This is a genomic window from Bacillus sp. FSL M8-0256 (assembly GCF_038005765.1).
In the GTDB taxonomy this organism is placed as follows: domain Bacteria; phylum Bacillota; class Bacilli; order Bacillales; family Bacillaceae; genus Bacillus; species Bacillus safensis.
In genome coordinates, this window is record NZ_JBBOTU010000001.1 from 3791226 (window position 1) to 3810467 (window position 19242).

A 19242-nucleotide genomic window follows, 5' to 3' on the forward strand; every position below is an offset into this window, starting at 1 on the left:
CCTGCATACATTATAGACTGACGGTCGGTCTAAAAGGAGAGTGATATTCATGTCTTTGTTATCCAAAAGAGGGTCATCCCGCTTTATCTACCTCGTTCTCGGACAGATTATTTCCGTTTTCGGATCTTCTCTCATTCGGTTTGTTCTATCTTTACACGTACTGGATATGACGCATCGAGTTGATTTATATGCCTTACTTTTCGCTTTATCCAATATCCCGCTCCTTCTCTCACCGTTAGCTGGTGCAATCGCTGACCGATTTAACAGAAGGAATTTAATGATTTTATTTGATGTCCTCACCGGCATGATGATTCTTGCCTTTTATTTTTGGTTATTTTCGGGAAATGATTCACTCTATATGATCGGAGCTGTCATGATACTGCTTGGCGTGATGAGTACGTTCTATGCTCCCGCTGTCATGTCCAGCATTCCACAGCTAGTGAAACAAGAGCAATTAGAACAAGCAAACGGCATTGTCAATGGCGTTCAGGCACTTTCAGGTGTTCTCGCACCTATTATCGGAGGAGTTCTATACGGAATGATTGGAAGCCAATCCATCATCGGTGCGAGTGCCATCGTATTTTTTCTATCAGCCTGCATGCTTTTACGGCTAAACATTTCCTTCTCCCCTAGTCCGCTGACAGAGTCCATGAGCAAGGTACTCATAAAAGATATGAAACAAGGATTTTCTTATATTGGCAGCCAGCCATTTTTAAAAAAAGCCATGCTGCTTGCCGCAATGTTAAATTTCATCCTTACACCATTTTTTATTGTTGGGGGTCCAATCATTTTAAGGGTCACAATGAAGAGCAGTGACATCATGTATGGAATAGGCATGGGCTTGATTGAGTTCGCTGTCATTGCAGGGGCTCTGCTAGTTGGACTTGTAGCGAAGCATTGGCGCATTCCTACTTTATATCGCTGGCTTCTTGTCATCGCAGTCATCTTGCTGCCTGTGGCGCTTTCAACATCCAAAACAGCTCTTCAATTTGGTACTTATCCAGCTTATTTTCTCTTTTTAGCAGGATGTCTTCCAATTGCTATGCTGCTAACTATGATCTCAATCGTTGTGATTTCACATGTTCAAAAGAAAACACCAAATCATCAATTAGGAAAAGTAATGGCCAATCTGACAATGGTTTCTCAATGTGCTGCTCCGCTTGGCCAAATGATGTATGGATTTTTGTTCAATACGTTTTCAGCCACCATGTATGTGACGGTGCTCATCGTCAGTACTTTCATGTTTGCACTAGCCTGCTTAACAAAAAATATGCTTCAGCATGAAGGAGAAGCAGCCTCATGAGATTAGCGTTTATAAAGAAAGACTTAACCCGACACCGTCTCATTTCAATCGGCTTAACCATTTGCATCATGATGACTTCATTTCTCGCAGCAAGTGCAGCTCAAATGATCGTACAGCTGAATGGTTCCATTTCTAACCTGCTCCATTCTGCCAAAGCGCCAGACTTTGTCCAAATGCATGACGGCGACCTAAATGAAAAAGACATTGAAGTATTTTCAAGCAAGCAATCCATGGTAAAAGCCCATCAAATCGTCCCAATGATACCAATTGAACATGCAAACATCAGGTTCGGACATGAGCCTGCCAAAGCAGGTGTGATGGATCATTTATTTGTGAAGCAAAATCACAACTTTGATTTTCTTCTAGATGAACAAAACGAAAAGCTTACTGTCAATAAAGGTGAAGTGGCTGTCCCAATTTATTTTCAACAAAAGTATCGGCTTAACATAGGTGAAACATTACTGATTGAGAAAGGAGCTAATCAATTCATCTTTCGCATCAAAGCGTTCTTGCGAGATGCACAAATGAACCCCAGTCTTGTCAGTTCAAAAAGATTTCTTCTTCATAACGAGGATTGGGATGCAATAAATCAAGTGTTTCAACAAAAAGAGTACTTAATCGAATTTTTACTACATGATGCCTCGCAGACAGATGCTTTTCAAGCAATCTATCAATCATCACAGCTGCCACAACAAGGTCCATCTGTCACACTACCTTTACTGCGTATGCTGAATGCATTGACAGATGGAATGGTCATTGCCATTCTCCTGCTTGTTTGCCTGCTGCTCATCAGTATAGCCCTTCTCTCTCTCCATCTTGCTATGACGGCTTCTATAGAAGAGGATGAACGTGAAATTGGCATACTGAAGGTGCTTGGGATCCCTTTAACAAGAATCAAGCAATTATACGTTGGTAAGTATGCCGCGCTTGCTTGTGCAGGGTGTATAGCAGGATATGTGTTAACGCTTATATTTGGTGATATGTTTACAACCAATATTCACCGTTACATGGGGAATCAGCCTTCTTTTGCTCATTGGTTAATCCCGCTTTTTGTTTCTATTGCGACGGCAATGATCGTCATCTCTTTCAGCTATGCTGTCCTAAGAAAGTTTGGTCAAATATCAGCTGCTCAAGCACTTCAAGGCGTTGTCAATTCACCGAATCATAAGAAAAAAATACCTATGCACCTCAAGAAAAGCAGGTTCATACCAATCAATATTTGGCTTGGTTTAAAAGATCTGATATCACGAAAGAAGTTGTACACAACGATTTCTTGTATTATTGCACTCTGTACATTTTTAATGCTCATGCCTATTCAGCTATGGCATACCTTACAATCACCGGATTTCATCACATACCTTGGCTCTGGTAAAAGTGACCTTCGAATGGATATACGCCAAGGAAATCATCTAGCGAAAAATACAAACGAAATAGAATCAATGATTCGTCAAGATCAGAGCATACAAACAGCAGCCATCTATAAAACTACTTCTCTTCAGGTGAAATCAAAGGAGCACACATTAGAAACGCTCTACTTAGAAACAGGTGAGCTCTCAGCATTTCCCCTCAACTATTTAAAAGGGCGGCAGCCTTTAAAGAATGAAGAAATTGCCTTATCCGTATTAAATGCAGATTCACTTCAGAAAAAGATAGGAGAAAGAATCACTCTCGTAAATAATAGGCATGAAATCCAAAGAACGGTGACAGGTATTTATCAGGACGTGACCAATGGGGGCAAAACAGCAAAAGCAATATCACAGCCATTTCCTCAAACAGCTCTTTGGCAAACCATTCAAATCCAACTAAAGCCAGGAGTAAATATTGCAGAGAAAAAGACAATATTTGAAAAAAAGGTATCTCCTGCAAAAGTGACAGATATGAAAGAATACGTTCATCAAACGATCGGCAGCACAGCAGCTATTGTAAAAGTCATTGCATTTTTTGCTGCATTAGCTGCCTTTGGAACAGCCAGCTTAATGCTATTCATGTTTCTGCACATGTTAAAGGCGAAAGATTCGAGCCGAAACCATATGCTAAGAACAATTGGATTTTCTATAAGAGATATAACAGCACAATATATAACGAGTTTTATCGTTGTTCTGTGTTTTGGCGCCTTTATTGGAACAATCGCGGTGAGTACCATTGGCCCTGCTTTGATGAGTATAGGTGGAGCAACATTAGGGGCGTCGAGCCTCCAGTGGCTGTCACCGCAATGGGTGTCAGTTGTGTACCCCGTTACACTATTTATTGTCAATTTAGCTTTGACCACCTGGTTATTGAAGGCGTTTTTTTCTAGTCAAACGACAAGGCATACACTTTTATAAGGAGATGTTTCACATGGAACACATGATTGAAACGAAGCGATTGTCATTGCATATCGATTCAATAAAAGGACAGAAACAAACGATTCTTAAGAATATTTATTTAACAATAAAGCGTGGGGAATTCGTGACCATTATGGGACCTTCTGGATGTGGGAAAACATCCTTACTTTATCAGCTTAGCGGCATAGAAAAAGCTTCAACAGGAGAGATCAAATATAAAGGCCAATCACTATCAGAAATGACAGACAAACAGTTAACTGCTCTGCGCTTAACAGAGATGGGGTTTGTCTTTCAGCACAGCCATTTATTAAAAAATCTTAATCTATTTGACAACATCATTACTGCAGCTTATTTAGCAAAGAAAAAGCCAAGACAAGAATTGAATGAACGAGCTCAATATTTAATGGAAAAACTTGATATTGATCATTTGGCAAATAGATATTTGACAGAAGTATCGGGAGGACAGCTTCAAAGAGCCGCTATCTGCCGAGCGCTCATGAATGAACCAGACATACTTTTTGCTGATGAACCCACAGGGGCTCTTAATTCCAGTACAACGAAAGAAGTGATGAATATATTTTCAAGAGTACACGCTGAAGGAGCGACACTGCTGCTTGTCACACATGACCCTAAGGTGGCTCTTCGTTCTGAAAAAATCATGTTTATGAATGACGGAGAAATTGCAGACAGTTTACAATTAGGTAGATATGACCATTCAACTGCCGAGAAACGAGAAATGAGATTAAATCAATGGCTGCAAGATTTAGGTTTTTAATTTGAGTAAAAACAGGCAGGAAACTGCCTGTTCTACTTTTTCTGGCACTCAAACGAGTAATCCATAGACAAACTATTTGTTTCTAAAATGATTTTGCCGCCAGCTTGTTGACAAGATTCTGTCAGCAGCTCAATTTCTTTGCTATAAAAGTATCTCTTTGACATATAAACAGTCACTAAAACAAGTAACAGAGTCGCGATAATGACTGTGATTTGTCTATTTAAACTTTGAAATCTTTTTTTCATTTCAACATCCTTTCTAAAAGGTCGGAGTTTGTGTTTAATACTTACTTTTGTCGTCATCTACCAGTTTCTTATCTCATGATCTAGCAACATCATACATGATTTTCTTTCCTAGATCGACCTTCCATTTTTCCCCTGAAATAGTTAAAACTGCTTTATTCCAAATATACGAGTGATATTTTCGTTCATTATCATAAAATCCATTGTATATATCCCTTTTTTAGATTTCTAAAAAGAGATTTTATTCATTTGTGCTAACAAGCAATCACCCTTACAATATCGTACATCACATGACCTTAGGTCCTTTTTATTACCTCTTGTCAATCACCTCGCAGAAACGATTATATTTTACCAAAAATTGTGATATCGTTTTTTATGAAACAGGTGAAAGGATCTTAAAGAGGTGAAATTTCCATGGCTATCATTTCTGCTGAACAGGTGGGGAATCGTTTAAATGATTGGAGAATTGCAATTCGCAAGCATGATGTACACAGTGCAAAAGCAATGTATACAGAATTAAAAGAATTACTTCAAAAAATGGAAGAAAATCAGGAAGTCTTGACCTATTACTCATTGCTAGAAGGCAAGTATAAGCTCATGTTATATGAACGGAGAGGTACAAAACTGAAGGAACAGCCAGAGCCAGATTGCCCCTCTAAAACAAACGACTTAATTGAATACTACTTTTACCTATACAAAGCCCTTTACGCTTCATATAAAAGAGACTATGCATCAGCCATTGGACTGTTTAAAATTGCCGAGAAAAAACTACAACACATTCCTGATGAAATAGAAGTAGCAGAATTTCATACGAAAATCGCTAACTTATATATGCTGCTTCGTCAAAGCCTGATTTCTCTACACTATATTCAGAATGCTATTGATATTTTCAAAAGTCATGAAGGGTATGAGAGAAGACTAGCTGCAGCCTTTGTCATCGCCGCTGCTAATTATATGGACATTGGTGACTTTATAAGAGCAGAAGACTACTACAAAAAAGCATTACACATCGCAGACAGTCTCAACGATCATTTTCTAACATCACAGCTTTATCATAATATCAGTATTTTGTACGCCGAAGCTGGTGAATCAAAAAAATGTATTGATGCCCTAGAAAAGGCTCTTAGTGATGAAGACTATCTCTCTTCGTGTTACTTTCATCACTCCATGTACATGTTAATGAAAGAGCTGCTTTCTATCGATGAAAGGACACAAGCTCTCTATTACTTCGAATTGGTGAACCAAAAACATGAATCAGAGAAATGCCCCATCTATATAGCAAAAATGAATTTGCTTTACCATCTATACTTCACTGAAGATATGGCTCAAAAAGCCCAAGCCTGTTTCGATGAAATCAGCATTCTTAAAAAATTAAAAGATGCTGAAGGAGTCTGTGAATTAAGTGCATTAGCTGCAAAACACTTTGAAGAGCTGGGAGCAATTCATCAAGCCTATCTCTTTTTAAAGGAAGCTGATCGCATGAAACATCCTATCATTGACTGGGGGAATTCTAATGAAAAAAATGAGTTTATTGATCATCACTTTGACCATCGTTGTTTTAGGACAAACAGGGGCTTTCAATCCATTAAATGATGGCAATCCTGGTACAACAGAACGCCCTATCGGAACTTAATATAAACATTGGTCATACAAAGAACCACTCGCCTCATCAAGGCAAGTGGTTCCACATTTATTTTAGTTGCTGATAACATATGAGGCGGTGTATATGTACCGCAAGATAAGTAAGCTCATCATTAGGAATGACGATACTATGCACCTGTTTAATATAGTCTTTGATTTTAAAAGCAACATCCATCGCTTGAGGATATAAGTGTGCAATTTGTTCAAATAACTCATTTTCTTGATCTGATAATAATTTATCAGCATAAAATCTTTCTACGAAGAATTTCACATGTGTAATGAACCGGCTGTAATGAATATTCTCTTGATCCATTTCCATATTCAACGTGTAGCGCACAAGATTGACAATACTTCCGATCATCTTGGCGTATTTCATACCATCTTTCGACTCGGACTCTTCACCTAATGCATTAATTAAGTGAAAGGCGATATTGGCAGCTTCTTCTTTTGGTAATTGTATGCCAAATGTGTCATTGACTAACTCAAGTGCGTAATTTCCTACTTCAAATTCTTCTGTATAGTAATTTTTGATTTCCCAATACACGCGATTCGTAATATTAATATTCTTTTTATGACGTTCCACTGCAAAATTCAAATGATCCATTAAGGTAAAATAAATACCTGAATTTAAATTTGAGTTTAAACGTTTTTCTGCATATTGGACGATGTGTTGAGTTAAATCGATAAATTCCTGAGGCATTGAATCTAACAGTTGAAGAAATTCTTTTGCTCTCATGTTATCGACTGACATAAAGACTTGGTCCGCTTTTTTCTCTTCTATCATTTGACCTGGTTTCTGTCCATAGCCAATTCCTCGGCCGAACAAAACCATCTCCTGTTGGTTCTGATCTTCAGCCAGGACCACGCTCGAGTTTAAAACTTTTTTGATTTTAAACATCGTCATCACCTGTTTTCATGATTGTGGTGTTCAATCAAGCGATTCACCATTTGTCTCAATGACTTTTTTGTACCAATAAAATGAGTCTTTTCGAGATCGTTTTAATGTCCCGTTCCCGTCATCATCTTGATCTACATGAATGAAGCCATAGCGTTTTGACATTTGTGATGTACCTGCACTAATAATATCAATTGAGCCCCAGCTCGTATATCCGAAGAGATCGACGCCTTCTTCAATGGCTTCTCTCATTTGACGGAAATGTTCCTTAAAATAATTAATACGATAGTCGTCATGAATTGAGCCATCACTTTCAACTACATCCTTTGCACCCATGCCGTTCTCGACAATGATAAGAGGTTTTTGATAGCGATCATACAATTCGATCAAAGAAATTTTCAGACCAACCGGATCAATTTGCCAGCCCCAGTCAGTTGAAGGAAGATAAGGGTTTTTGACTCCACGAATGGTATTTCCTTCTGTCTCTTCTAATCCTTCTTGGGCTGATTCCGTTAAAGACATATAGTAGCTGAATGAGATAAAATCTACTGTGTTTTCCTTTAAAATGGTTAGATCATCTGCTTCCATTTGAATATGAATATCTTTTCTCTCAAGCATGCGCTTGATCAGCGGTGGATACTCGCCAAATACCTGAACATCTGCATAGAAATAGTTTTCTAAGTTTTGTTTCAAAGCTTGTTCCACATCATTCGGGTGGCACGTATGCGGATACGTTGTCAATTTAGTCAGCATACATCCTACTTGGCTGCCTGGGATGATACGATGGCAATCTGCTGTTACAAGAGCAGATGCAATAAATTGATGATGAAGTGCTTGGTACACCGTCTCTTCCACTTTTCCTTCTGGACAGCGATCAGGAATAATTCCCGCTGTAATGAAAGAGTGGCGGTGAATACTATCAATTTCATTAAAAGTGAGCCAATATTTCACATCATCTTTATAACGTTCGAAACAAACATTGGCGAACTTCACAAAGAGGTCGATTACTTTTCTTTCAACCCAGCCGTTATATTTCACACTAAGGGCTAATGGCATTTCATAATGAGAGAGTGTCACGATCGGTTCTATGTTGTGTTTTTTCATTTCTGCAAATACACGATCATAAAATTGCAGCCCTTTTTCATTCGGTTCCGCTTCTTCTCCAGTAGGGAAGATACGACTCCATGCAATAGAAATGCGAAGTGTTTGAAATCCCATTTCAGCAAAGAGAGCCAAATCCTCTTTATAGTGATGATAGAAATCAACACCTCTGCGCTTTGGGTATTTTTTATCGTCTGGATCTTTCATCGCACGATCTATATTTTCAGTGGTAACAGCAAGATGACCTTCATAATCTTCTACACTCAAGTTGGAACGGTACATTGCAATATCTGCAACAGACGGTCCCTTTCCATCTATATTCCAGGCGCCTTCTGCCTGGTTAGCAGCAATGGCGCCGCCCCATAAAAATCCTTTTGGAAAACCTTTGATTTTTTTCATATGATTATCCTCCTAATTGTGTAACAACCATCAATGTATCTTGACGATTGACCTCGTGTAATGGCTGTACCTTAATATCATATTGATCTGTATTTGTGACTACAGCAAGAGTTACTGGATCATACCCTGCTTCCATGATTTTTTCTAGATCAAATTCAATCAATAAATCACCCGCTTGAACACGCTCTCCAGCCTGCACCTTTGGATGGAAATACTGACCTTCCAACTGAACGGTGTCAATGCCGATGTGGAATAATACTTCAACTCCATGGTCCGTCTTCATACCAAGTGCATGGTTTGTTTCGAACAGTAAGGTTACCTCTCCATCTACTGGTGCATAAAGTGCTCCCTTTGAAGGTACAATGGCAATTCCTTCTCCCATGACCTTTGAAGAGAAAATATCATCTTTCACTTCAGATAGAGAGATCATTTGACCAATCACAGGGCTTTTGAATGTTTCTCCTGCTCCAATTTTTTCAGCAAACCCAGCTTGGTCCTTTGTCTTTTCTTCTACAGTTCGATCTTTACCTAATACAAAAGCAGCGATAAAGGCGACAATAAACGAAATGACCGCTCCAATGATAGCAAACATCAAATTTCGCGGGAGCTCATCTGATATAAACATCGACATGCTTGCTAATCCAGGGCCAACAAGCACAAAGGCTTGTATACCAACTAAACCAATGAAAATCCCGCCAACAAACGAACCCATCATAACACTTCCAAGGACTCGCTTATTTTGCAGTGTCACACCATACAGCGCCGGCTCTGTAATGCCAAAAAATGCTGATATTCCTGCCGAAATGGCTGTTGATCTGAGTACCTTGTCTTTTGTTCGAAGTGCGACAGCAAAACAAGCTCCACTTTCCGCAATATTATGCGCAAGTGATGCTGGTAAATAAAGTGCTTCTTTCCCTAGGTTCCCCATCGTTGTGACTGCATAAGGGACCATTGCTTTGTGCATGCCTGATGCCACCATGAACGGGAGAACCGCTGCTAAAATGGCGACAGCTACCCAGCCTATCGTATTAAACATCGCAAGAATAATAGATGAAAAACCTTGCCCTGCTGTAAAACCAATCGGCCCTAACAGAAGTAGCGTAACTGGTACAGTAATGACCAATGACATCATCGGAACGAAGAAAATCCGAATTGGTTTTGGTGAAAACCGCGTAAAGAATTTTTCCATTTGCGCGTAAAGCAATACAGAAAGGATTGCCGGAAACACTTGATACGCATAAGCTATATTTTTTACATCGAATGAAAGTAATTGCGCACCTTCTGTAAGCATCGCCGTCATGTTCGGCAGAAGGAGCGCACCGACTGCTGATAGTGCGACCAGCGAGTTTACTTTTAGTTTATTCGCCGTCGTTACAGCAACTAGTAAAGGCAGAAAGTAAAGTGGTGCGTCACCTACCATGTTCAGTATTTGATAGGTTTGTCCCTTTGCATCCATCCAGCCTAATAAAGAGAAAAGGAGAAGAAATGATTTTAAAATTCCTCCGCCTGCGATAGCTGGTACAAGCGGCTGGAAGACACCTACAATGAAATCTAACAGAACTGTGCCTGCTTTTCTTTTTTCTTTTGGCTGATTGGAAGGCACATCTTGGCCTGATGAGCTGCTGCCTATTAAACTTGTTACCTTTTGATACACTTCAATGACGTCATTCCCAATGACTACTTGGCATTGTCCTGACATTCTGACAGCTATAACACCTGGTGTTTTTTCTAGTGCTGATACATCTGCTTTTTTCTGATCGATTAGTGTGAAGCGAAGTCTTGTTGAACAATGCTCAAGGTGCGCAATGTTTTCTTTGCCGCCTACATGCTGTAAAACGTCTTTGGCAACTTGTGTGTAATTCATTTTTCCTCCCCCTTTTCTCATACACGAGACCTATATTTTGGCAATAAAAAAAGGACCTAAAACGACAAATAAAAGAAATTCATCGTTTTTAGATCCTGCCTGCATGACCAGTCACATGTCTAATTTATTCATATTGGATTTGCTTTTAGTATATATTGATTATATGAAAGCGTCAACATTTAATTTTCTAAAAATTATTAAGGTCTATATACCCAAATTACTCTTCTTTCATTGTTGAAGTAACCTTCCTGTTTTTTATACAATAAATATCCTTTTATCACTCACCAAAAACTACTTCCATCTAAAAACCAGATAAGTTTAAAATGACCCATCTGGTTTATCATCATCTATTTTTTCTTTTCTTCAGCCTGCTTTTTGAATGCTTCCGTTTGTTCTTGATATTCCTCTTTCGTGACAGCTTTAAATTCTATTGTACCGCCTGCCATTTTAAAAGGGAATTTAATTGATGTTGCATCTCGATCAGTTTCCCCTAAAATAAACCCCTTTTCAATTGCAGGATAAGTACTCAAATCAAACATTATCCCATCTGAAACACCACCGGCTGTATGTTTCGTTTCTTTATATGGTTCACCACCATCTCCTGGGACCGTTCTCATCAAAAAAGAACCTGCCCATTCAGACTGCATATACATCCGTTTTACTTTTAGAAATAGCTGGTATGAACCATCCTCCGCTGTATACAGATAACCATAAGCGCCTGTTACTTTCTTAATAAAGTTTCTTACATAATCATGGAATCTATTCTCAGAGTCCTCCATCAATTCATCATATCGGTCATGAATGTCCTTTTGAACAGCACGTAGTTTTGTTTGATCAACTGCTTTATATGTGATGCTTTGCTTTTCACCTTGTTTTTTCACAGAAAGATCTTTTTCATCAAGGTGAACTTTATATGTGATCGTCTCTTTCCCTTGCTTCACTTGAAACTCGTAACCGTTTTCAACAGTTTTACCAGTTAATTTATATTTGTTGATAAATAGGTTGGGATCAAAGTGTCTTTTTGGGTTTTCCTCCAAAATGGTTTCATTCAGATAACCAGTGACTTTCCCTTTTCTCTCCGTTACCTTGAACCAGTTCACTTGATCCTTTGTCTTATATACAAAGGCGTAATAGTTGTTCAATACACTCTTTTTTGCATTTGCTTGGTATGCTATCCAGCTGACAGCAACGATGACTAGTACCGCTAAAATTGCTACGATCCAGATTTTTGATCTATTCATACATACCTCCTCTGATCATTGATCTGACGGATTTTTATTTTTTCTATCAATATATTGTGATGCATCTCCTAGCGATCTCTTCACCTCCTTCATTGGATTATTTCTAAAACTTCTTGTATCACCAATGGATATCGCATATTATATATCTAAATGATATATCTTTTAGATAGGTGTGCTGATATGAAAAAATACAATGATACGACGTATGCGATTTTAGGTATTTTAACGACTGATTGTAAGTCAGGATACGAAGTGAAGCAATTAATTGATAGAAGCCTGCATCATTTTTGGAAAATCAGTTATGGACAAATTTATCCAGCTTTAAAGTTAATAGTCGAGGAAGGCCTTGCGGAAGTTTCACCTGCTGCTACTTCTGGCCGATCAGACAAGCGGGAATATCATTTGACTGAAAAAGGACTGAATACGTTAAGAGAGTGGCTGGCGCTGCCGCTCGATCAGTTACCAACAGAGCGTAATGAGGTGTTATTAAAGTTATTCTTCGGTCAATATCTTTCGTTTGAGAAAAAATTGGTGCTTTTACAGGATTATGAGCGGCAGCTCCGTATTCGTTATGAAACTTATGTTTCAATTGAACAAAACATTCAAGAGCTTTATCCAGATGAAGCGGATGCGAAGTATTGGCTGTTTACTTTAGATTATGGGAAAAGAGTGGCTCAAGCAGGAATTGATTGGTGCGTGGAAACATTCCATTCGATGAAGAAGGAAGGGTAAATGAATGAAAAAGGAGATACGTGCTGGCAGATTTACAACGGACAATTCTGATTCGATTGTTGTGTTCATCATCGGAATGAGGATCAACAAACGCTGGGCCATTCATCAATGGCTGCCCGTGTTCATGGCAATGCCTGGCATGATCAAGGAGCTGTATACCCATCAAGAAGAGCTTGGGTTTCTTGGAACAGAGAATTACTTCGGATTACGTACGACAACGATGATTCAATATTGGAAGTCAACCGATGACCTCCTTGCCTATGCCAAGATGGAGAAGCATTTGGCTGCTTGGAAAGAATTTAACCAAAGAGCACGAAATAATGACGCGGTCGGAATTTATCATGAAACGTACCAAATTCAAGCCGGCTCGTATGAATCCATCTACGTGAACATGCCTTCCTACGGACTGAGCCAAGCAAAATCCCCTATTTCAATAAGTAAAGGACAACAAACAGCGAAGGAACGCCTAAATACAACAAATTCCTAGAGAACGATTCTCTAGGAATTTCTTTTTGCAACGGTCACAAAATGCTTTAATATGCGGGCTGTTAATCCCCATATGGTGTAGTTTTTGTAATCATAAAACCATTCCTCAATCGAACGGCTTCCCCAGCTGTATTTTTCACCATTCATGATTTTTTCATAAGGGAAGTCCTCGCCTGGTGTTGGCTGAACGGATACATGATGTAAGTACGGCTCATATTGGCTGAGCCATGATAGAGGCACGGTAAAAGTCTCCTCTACTTCTTCTTGATTAAAGGAGTGTTTCACTTTTTGCTCATCAATGATACCAACATATGGGTATACCACGAAGGATGGAGACGCGATATAAGGACTAAGCTGTCCAAGGATCTCGACCGATTCTGGCGGAATGCCCAGCTCTTCATGTGTTTCTCGCAGTGCAGCTTCCTGTGCAGTTTCGCTGCCGTCAAGCTTGCCCCCAGGAAAGCTAATATCCCCCGGCTGTTTTCTCATGGTGAGCGATCGTACCTCAAATAATATATGCCATTCTCCATTTACTTGCACCAAAGGGATAAGGACTGCTGCTTTGAACGCTGTCTCTTCTCCAATGAACAACGGCTGTGATTGATGTAAGTCATTTTTTAATTGATCAATGAACACGGACACCACCTGTTTTCTGTTTCTCTTTCCTTTAGCGTATCATGGTTCTCCTTTTGAATAAAGATGATCCTTCTGACAATTATTTTTATCATTTTGACAACTTTACTTGTCAAAATGAATATAATGCTTTACAATCAAGGAAAGATTTCAAGCAAAATTGAGGTGACAGAATGAAAAATCGGTTAAAAGAGCTTCGTGCGCGTGATGGTTTAAACCAAACTGAGCTGGCAAAGCGTGCAAAGGTCTCTCGTCAGACCATCAGCTTAATGGAACGAGATGAGTTAATGCCGTCTCTCTTGCTCGCGGTTAAGCTTTCACGAATTTTTCAGGAACCCATTGAACGTATTTTTCTATTCGAGGAGGATGAACTTTCATGAAAACTGTATACAAAATGCTCTTAGGTGCTCTCCTTGGCTTTCTCGGCGCTTACTGTCTGCTGGCAGCCGAATTTGAGATGACACTTCTTGATGTTGCATTTGAAGCGACTCTTGTCATCAGTGGATTGACGATTTTATTGATTATTTATTGTTTTTCAGGGATTTCACGTATGAAAAAAAGAGTGTCTCTTTCGGTCTCTGGAGATGAGGAGGATGAACTGGAAGCAAAACAATATCGGACCTTTACTGATTTGACTTTAGCCAATACGGTAAGTACCATTTTTTCCATTGTTGCCATCGGTATCGCGATCGTCACCGAGCAGCCACTCTGGCTGATTCTCGTCAATGCTGCTTTATTTATCGTCACCGTTATCAGTTCATATATATCGATATCTGTTCTAAAGCTTGTCTACCCTAATCGGAATCTGCCAAGTCTATCTGACAAAGACTACAGTAAAAAGCTGCTCGCCATTTCGGACGAAGGCGAAAAGCATGTGATGCTTGACGGACTGTTTCATACGTATCAAATGATGAATATCCTATTGACCAGCGCCATGTTTATTTTGATTGTGTATTCCCTTGGAGCCAATCACTCTCAGCTGTTCTCAATCATGGTCATTGGACTTGTTTTAATCATTTTGAATGCAAATTATGTGCTAAAGATTAGAAATCGTTAAATGAACAAAAGCACAGCCTCATGCAAAGGCTGTGCTTTTTCCGTTCATTATGACGCGCGGCGTTTCTTTCGTGCATAAATCAATAGTAAGAAACCAAACCAGACCGGCGTTAATAAGAGCGCGGGGCGTGTTGCATCTGCAAACAGCATGATCACTAGAATCGCAGCGAAGAGAACCAAAACACATATATTCACAAAAGGTGTGAACGGTGCTTTAAAGGTAGATGCTGCATGCAGTTCAGGCTTTGTTTTTTTATATTTCAAATGACAAATTAAAATAATACTCCATACCCAAATGAAACAAATGGCGCTGATCGTGGTAACAATACCAAAAGCTTGCTCGGGAATCAGCTTGCTTAAAAGAGCTCCAACCGATACCACAATCGTCGAAACGAATAGCGCATTACTTGGGACAGCATGCTTGTTCAAACGTCCGAAGGAAGCTGGACCCTGCTTTTGATGACTGAGATTATACAGAATGCGGCTTGTCGAGAACATACCGCTATTACAAGCTGATGCCGCAGATGTCAGGACGACAAAGTTGATGAGCCCCGCTGCTACTGGTATCCCAATGAGTCCAAAGGTTTTCACAAAAGGACTTTCTGATGCACTGAGCTCAGTCCATGGGTTAATACATAGTAAAACAAAGATCGCACCCACATAGAAAAATAGAATTCTTAATGGAATCTTATTAATCGCAGAAGGGATGTTTTTTTGCGGATTGGCTGTTTCTGCTGCGGACACACCGACCAGTTCAACTCCCACATACGCAAAAATCACCATCTGGAATGACAATAAGAAACCTGTGACACCATTCGGGAATAACCCGCCATGAAACCATAAATTCGTTACTGTCACCGGTCCAGCATCTGTTTGAAAACCAATGATTAAAAGAACCATTCCAACCCCGATCAATAATAGAATCGTAATTACTTTAATGAGTGCAAACCAAAATTCCATTTCTCCGAAAAGCTTTACCGTCAACAAATTCAACCCGAGTAAAATCAACAAACAAATGATGGCAGGAATCCACTGCGGGATGTCAAACCAATACTGCACATACACCCCGACCGCAATGACATCCGCCATCGCTGTCATAATCCAGCAAAACCAATATGTCCACCCTGTCACAAAAGATGCCCACGGGCCGAGATAGTCCTCTGCAATATCGGTTAATGACTGATAGCCCGCCTTCGATAAAAGCAATTCTCCAAGTGCCCTCATGACAAAAAAGATGGCCATTCCGACAATTAAATAAGCAAAAATGATTGAAGGACCTGCCAATTGAATAGCTTTTCCAGATCCTAAAAACAACCCTGTTCCAATGGTTCCGCCAATGGCAATCAATTGCACATGACGGTTTGATAAATCTCGTTTTAATTCTTGTTGTGCCAATGCTAACACCCTCCTACGACACGATCTTATACTGAAATAATGAACCCTTTAAAAAAGTCCATAAAAAAAGAGATTGGATGCGCTCCAATCTCACGGTCATAAAAGAATAGCAAAATAGAGAAAAGTAATACACGGCATCATCCATGCACCACAAATACAATATTTCGTACTCTTCTGTCCTTTTGCCTGAGATTGTGAACCCTTCGGCGCCGCACACACATGCGGTCTCTCCAGAAGCTGCTCCTGCTATAGTGTGACCCACAGCATTCATAGCCTTCGTTATTTAATTAAAATGTTGCTATTTCTGAATAATTTCATATTTTACGCCTCATTCAGAAAGCTGTCAATGGTAATCTTTTATGATTTACGGCGGTACGCATATGTCTTCACTTCATCAATCCCCCCTGATTCATGTATAATAAATCAAAAGATGTTCGGCTCGTTTGATGGAGAAATCCCTCTTGATCATGAACAAAGTTAAGCAATCCATGGAAGTTGGTGAAGATAAATGAAAAAAATGAACAAACAGCGTGTTACATTACAGGAAGTCGCCAAGCATGCCGGTGTCTCGACTTCAACGGCATCACTCGTTGTTCGAAATAATCCTAGAATCTCTGAAGCCACTCGAAACAAAGTACTGCAATCCATGGAGGACTTAGGATACGTATACGACCGCGTTGCTGCTAACATGCGGTCAAAAAGCTCAAATATCGTTGGTGTGATTGTGACGGATATTTCTAACACCTTTATTTCGGAGTTTTTAATTGGCGTACAGACCACACTTGAATCGCTGGGCTATACTGTTTTACTTGGTACAACCTTTGACAGTGTCGATAAACAGGAGCGGCTCATTTCCACCATGGTAGAGCACCGAGTGGGCGGGATTATTTTAAACCCAGCTTCGAAAAGCTCTGCTCGAACGGTCAAACAATTAAATCAAATTCGCACCCCAAAAGTACTGGCAAATCGTGAATTATCAGACGTGCAATGTGACTATGTCGGTGTTGATTATGAACAAGGTACTTGGATGGCGGTTCATCATCTTCTTCAAAAGGGACATCGCCGCATCGCCTTTTTAGGCGGTATCAAGACCTCTTCAACTTGGATTGAGCGGATGAAAGGTTTCAAAAGAGCTCATGACGAAGAAAATGTGACGATTGATGAGTCGCTTATTATTGATATAGTACCTACTCGTGAAGGCGGGAAAGAAGCACTCGCCCAAGTGATGGATCAGCCTGAGCCCCCTACTGCTATTTTTTGTTTTAGTGACTTAGTCGCTTTTGGAGTCATTCAAGCACTGTCAGCACGGGGCATTCAGCCTGGTGAAGATATCGATGTCGTTGGATTCGATAATGTTCCTGAAGCGGAAATGTACCATCCGCCGCTCACCACTGTTTCCTCATTTCCCCGATCCATCGGGGTAAAAGCAGCGAACCTTTTATATCATAAAATGAACGAACAGGATGAAGAGCTACAGCGATTGATTTTAAAGCCTCAACTTCATATTAGAGAAACCTCTCCATCATGATGAAAAAGAGAATTGTGTGCAGCAATTCTCTTTTTTTATTGATCAAGTCAACTATTTCTTTGTTTCATTTTTCTTTTTTTAAATCACAAAGTCATAAACTTGACACATTTAAAATGCAGGAGTATATTTATCTCGTTGCTTCTTTTAGTATATCGTTATACCTATTTCGTCATATTATTATTTCTATCAAAAAACAGTTAAAAGTGATTTTTTATGATTCTGATCAAATCATGAAGTTTCACTTCCTAATCAAGGCTGTTATTATTTTTTACATTTTAGTAGAACGATGTACTTGATTGAAGAACAGGTGAATATTCATTATTTTTTCATCAATCACATAAGGGGTGTTGTGATGGGCTTCATATTATTCATTTTGAAGGAAACAATATACAAAGAATTTGACCTTAAAGGGGTTTCAAATATAGGAGTGGGAACATGAAAAATCCTTATATAAAATCGTCACTTGGCATGTATTTAAATTACTTCATGCTTGGCATGATCAACATTATTGTAGCTTCCAACATGGACAGCTTATCTGAACGCTACCATGTAGATATTCCGAAAATCAGCTTGCTTGTATCGGCGATCGGAATTGGTAAACTCATTGCGCTCTTTTTCTCAGGCCGGTTAGCCGACAGCTGGGGACGTAAGCCTGTCATTATTACAGGAAATTTTCTTTACTTATTATTCTTAATCGGTATTCCAACGACAACAAGTTATACACTGGCATTTATCTTTGCGATTTCAGCAGGTATTGCCAACTCACTGCTTGATTCAGGAACCTATCCTGCCTTGTCAGAGTCATTTCCTAAAAAAGCAAGTTCGGCTTCTGTTTTAGTAAAAGCGTCTGTATCCATTGGGGCGACTGTTCTTCCATTTATCTTGGCATTCCTAGTGGCACATGACATCTTCTGGGGCTGGGCGTTCTTTGGACTAGGGCTTCTTTATTTACTCGTAGGGATTTACTTAATCTTTATGCCATTCCCGAACCATAAGCAAGTTTCTTCACAAGACGCTCTTCCAGTACAGGATCAGCTGAAGAAAGAACCAAAAATGCTTGGCGAAGGCTTAGCTGTTGTACTGATGGGATTCACATCGACTGCATTGTTTGTCGTATGGCAGACATGGCTTCCGCAGCTCGGGTTGAAATTAATCGGACTTGGCACAGAACAAGCCACACAGCTTCTTTCTTATTTTAGTATTGGTGCACTGGTATCTGTTCTATTGCTTTCGGTCGTCTTAGATAAATTCATTTCACCGATTATGGTGGCGATCATTTATCCAATTGGGGCGTTCCTTGCAATGCTTTCACTTTTCCAAATCGAAACGTACAGCATTGTCATTGTCAGCACCTTCTTCTTAGGACTATTTACAGCGGGAATCTTCCAGCTGGCGATGAGTATTATGATGAAATTGTTCCCGACAAACAAAGCAACGGCTTCATCCTACGTCAACATTGCGGCAAGCTCAGCGTTTATTCTCGTGCCGCTCATTACAAGTGGATTGGTCAGCTCGTACGATATTAAAATGACGTTATTTTTCGATATGATCATTGCGGTTATTAGCGTATTACTAGCGGTCTTTGTTCTTGGACGCATGAAAAAATTATTTAGATAATTAAAGGAGA

At 39.6% G+C, this 19242-nt stretch carries 17 protein-coding genes and 1 riboswitch; of the genes, 10 read left to right on the plus strand and 7 right to left on the minus strand.

Annotated elements, in window-relative coordinates; translation table 11 throughout:
- Window positions 1-49: 49 nt before the first annotated feature.
- The 3 genes from NSQ76_RS19570 to NSQ76_RS19580 are packed head-to-tail and all read left to right on the plus strand — an operon-like array spanning window position 50 to window position 4402.
- Window positions 50-1303: an MFS transporter gene (locus NSQ76_RS19570; protein ID WP_341055642.1), complete on the plus strand. Its 1254-nt coding sequence runs from the start codon at window positions 50-52 to the stop codon at window positions 1301-1303.
- Window positions 1300-3627, plus strand: a complete 2328-nt coding sequence (locus NSQ76_RS19575; protein WP_341055643.1) for an ABC transporter permease — start codon at window positions 1300-1302, stop codon at window positions 3625-3627. The genes NSQ76_RS19570 and NSQ76_RS19575 overlap by 4 nt, the downstream gene beginning before the upstream one ends.
- Window positions 3628-3640: 13 nt before the next feature.
- Complete coding sequence (locus tag NSQ76_RS19580) at window positions 3641-4402, plus strand: ABC transporter ATP-binding protein (RefSeq protein ID WP_149126113.1); 762 nt, start codon at window positions 3641-3643, stop codon at window positions 4400-4402.
- A gap of 32 nt (window positions 4403-4434) precedes the next feature.
- Here the strand turns inward: NSQ76_RS19580 and NSQ76_RS19585 are convergent, their stop codons facing one another.
- Window positions 4435-4704 (minus strand): hypothetical protein, encoded by a 270-nt coding sequence (locus tag NSQ76_RS19585; protein WP_235183653.1) that lies wholly within the window; start codon window positions 4702-4704, stop codon window positions 4435-4437.
- A 354-nt stretch (window positions 4705-5058) separates the two neighbouring features.
- Here NSQ76_RS19585 and NSQ76_RS19590 point away from each other — a divergent pair, with 354 nt between their 5' ends.
- Window positions 5059-6237, plus strand: coding sequence for a Rap family tetratricopeptide repeat protein (locus NSQ76_RS19590; RefSeq protein ID WP_326134158.1), 1179 nt, complete (start codon window positions 5059-5061; stop codon window positions 6235-6237).
- Window positions 6238-6334: 97 nt separating this feature from the next.
- On the opposite strand, the gene NSQ76_RS19595 is transcribed toward NSQ76_RS19590, so the two are convergent.
- The 4 genes from NSQ76_RS19595 to NSQ76_RS19610 all read right to left on the minus strand — a co-directional run bounded on the left by NSQ76_RS19595 (window position 6335) and on the right by NSQ76_RS19610 (window position 11785).
- A complete protein-coding gene (locus NSQ76_RS19595) occupies window positions 6335-7183 on the minus strand; it encodes a PRD domain-containing protein (RefSeq protein WP_125586962.1) in 849 nt (282 codons plus the stop codon).
- 30 nt (window positions 7184-7213) lie between these two features.
- Window positions 7214-8680: a glycoside hydrolase family 1 protein gene (locus NSQ76_RS19600; RefSeq protein WP_024423979.1), complete on the minus strand. Its 1467-nt coding sequence runs from the start codon at window positions 8678-8680 to the stop codon at window positions 7214-7216.
- A gap of 4 nt (window positions 8681-8684) precedes the next feature.
- A complete protein-coding gene (locus tag NSQ76_RS19605) occupies window positions 8685-10544 on the minus strand; it encodes a beta-glucoside-specific PTS transporter subunit IIABC (protein WP_285710821.1) in 1860 nt (619 codons plus the stop codon).
- Window positions 10545-10891: 347 nt separating this feature from the next.
- Window positions 10892-11785: a hypothetical protein gene (locus tag NSQ76_RS19610; RefSeq protein WP_056765255.1), complete on the minus strand. Its 894-nt coding sequence runs from the start codon at window positions 11783-11785 to the stop codon at window positions 10892-10894.
- 180 nt (window positions 11786-11965) lie between these two features.
- Between NSQ76_RS19610 and NSQ76_RS19615 the strand changes: the two genes are divergently transcribed.
- Window positions 11966-12517, plus strand: coding sequence for a PadR family transcriptional regulator (locus tag NSQ76_RS19615; protein WP_341055649.1), 552 nt, complete (start codon window positions 11966-11968; stop codon window positions 12515-12517).
- A gap of 4 nt (window positions 12518-12521) precedes the next feature.
- Window positions 12522-13004, plus strand: a complete 483-nt coding sequence (locus NSQ76_RS19620) for a DUF4188 domain-containing protein (protein ID WP_285710828.1) — start codon at window positions 12522-12524, stop codon at window positions 13002-13004.
- A gap of 11 nt (window positions 13005-13015) precedes the next feature.
- Here NSQ76_RS19620 and NSQ76_RS19625 read toward each other — a convergent pair whose 3' ends face one another.
- Window positions 13016-13639 (minus strand): NUDIX hydrolase, encoded by a 624-nt coding sequence (locus NSQ76_RS19625; protein ID WP_073208080.1) that lies wholly within the window; start codon window positions 13637-13639, stop codon window positions 13016-13018.
- Between the two features lie 170 nt (window positions 13640-13809).
- On the opposite strand from NSQ76_RS19625, the gene NSQ76_RS19630 reads away from it, so the two are divergent.
- Together NSQ76_RS19630 and NSQ76_RS19635 are read left to right on the plus strand one after the other, a co-directional pair.
- Window positions 13810-14016, plus strand: coding sequence for a helix-turn-helix transcriptional regulator (locus tag NSQ76_RS19630; RefSeq protein ID WP_003215336.1), 207 nt, complete (start codon window positions 13810-13812; stop codon window positions 14014-14016).
- Window positions 14013-14693, plus strand: a complete 681-nt coding sequence (locus tag NSQ76_RS19635; RefSeq protein WP_025093725.1) for a DUF3169 family protein — start codon at window positions 14013-14015, stop codon at window positions 14691-14693. The genes NSQ76_RS19630 and NSQ76_RS19635 overlap by 4 nt, the downstream gene beginning before the upstream one ends.
- 47 nt (window positions 14694-14740) lie before the next feature.
- Here NSQ76_RS19635 and NSQ76_RS19640 read toward each other — a convergent pair whose 3' ends face one another.
- Entirely contained in the window at window positions 14741-16087 is a 1347-nt protein-coding gene (locus tag NSQ76_RS19640; RefSeq protein ID WP_341055655.1) for an amino acid permease, read from the minus strand.
- A gap of 164 nt (window positions 16088-16251) precedes the next feature.
- A riboswitch (glycine riboswitch) is annotated at window positions 16252-16331 on the minus strand.
- A gap of 264 nt (window positions 16332-16595) precedes the next feature.
- Between NSQ76_RS19640 and NSQ76_RS19645 the strand changes: the two genes are divergently transcribed.
- Together NSQ76_RS19645 and NSQ76_RS19650 are read left to right on the plus strand one after the other, a co-directional pair.
- Entirely contained in the window at window positions 16596-17615 is a 1020-nt protein-coding gene (locus NSQ76_RS19645) for a LacI family DNA-binding transcriptional regulator (protein WP_024423987.1), read from the plus strand.
- Between the two features lie 435 nt (window positions 17616-18050).
- Entirely contained in the window at window positions 18051-19232 is a 1182-nt protein-coding gene (locus tag NSQ76_RS19650; RefSeq protein WP_208946218.1) for an MFS transporter, read from the plus strand.
- Window positions 19233-19242: the final 10 nt, after the last annotated feature.

Excerpts from the sequence above, each read along its gene's own strand:
- NSQ76_RS19570 (WP_341055642.1), top strand. The coding sequence starts at position 50 with ATGTCTTTGTTATCCAAAAGAGGGTCATCCCGCTTTATCTACCTCGTT.
- NSQ76_RS19575 (WP_341055643.1), top strand. The coding sequence starts at position 1,300 with ATGAGATTAGCGTTTATAAAGAAAGACTTAACCCGACACCGTCTCATT.
- NSQ76_RS19580 (WP_149126113.1), top strand. The coding sequence starts at position 3,641 with ATGGAACACATGATTGAAACGAAGCGATTGTCATTGCATATCGATTCA.
- NSQ76_RS19585 (WP_235183653.1), bottom strand. The coding sequence starts at position 4,704 with ATGACGACAAAAGTAAGTATTAAACACAAACTCCGACCTTTTAGAAAG.
- NSQ76_RS19590 (WP_326134158.1), top strand. The coding sequence starts at position 5,059 with ATGGCTATCATTTCTGCTGAACAGGTGGGGAATCGTTTAAATGATTGG.
- NSQ76_RS19595 (WP_125586962.1), bottom strand. The coding sequence starts at position 7,183 with ATGTTTAAAATCAAAAAAGTTTTAAACTCGAGCGTGGTCCTGGCTGAA.
- NSQ76_RS19600 (WP_024423979.1), bottom strand. The coding sequence starts at position 8,680 with ATGAAAAAAATCAAAGGTTTTCCAAAAGGATTTTTATGGGGCGGCGCC.
- NSQ76_RS19605 (WP_285710821.1), bottom strand. The coding sequence starts at position 10,544 with ATGAATTACACACAAGTTGCCAAAGACGTTTTACAGCATGTAGGCGGC.
- NSQ76_RS19610 (WP_056765255.1), bottom strand. The coding sequence starts at position 11,785 with ATGAATAGATCAAAAATCTGGATCGTAGCAATTTTAGCGGTACTAGTC.
- NSQ76_RS19615 (WP_341055649.1), top strand. The coding sequence starts at position 11,966 with ATGAAAAAATACAATGATACGACGTATGCGATTTTAGGTATTTTAACG.
- NSQ76_RS19620 (WP_285710828.1), top strand. The coding sequence starts at position 12,522 with ATGAAAAAGGAGATACGTGCTGGCAGATTTACAACGGACAATTCTGAT.
- NSQ76_RS19630 (WP_003215336.1), top strand. The coding sequence starts at position 13,810 with ATGAAAAATCGGTTAAAAGAGCTTCGTGCGCGTGATGGTTTAAACCAA.
- NSQ76_RS19635 (WP_025093725.1), top strand. The coding sequence starts at position 14,013 with ATGAAAACTGTATACAAAATGCTCTTAGGTGCTCTCCTTGGCTTTCTC.
- NSQ76_RS19645 (WP_024423987.1), top strand. The coding sequence starts at position 16,596 with ATGAAAAAAATGAACAAACAGCGTGTTACATTACAGGAAGTCGCCAAG.
- NSQ76_RS19650 (WP_208946218.1), top strand. The coding sequence starts at position 18,051 with ATGAAAAATCCTTATATAAAATCGTCACTTGGCATGTATTTAAATTAC.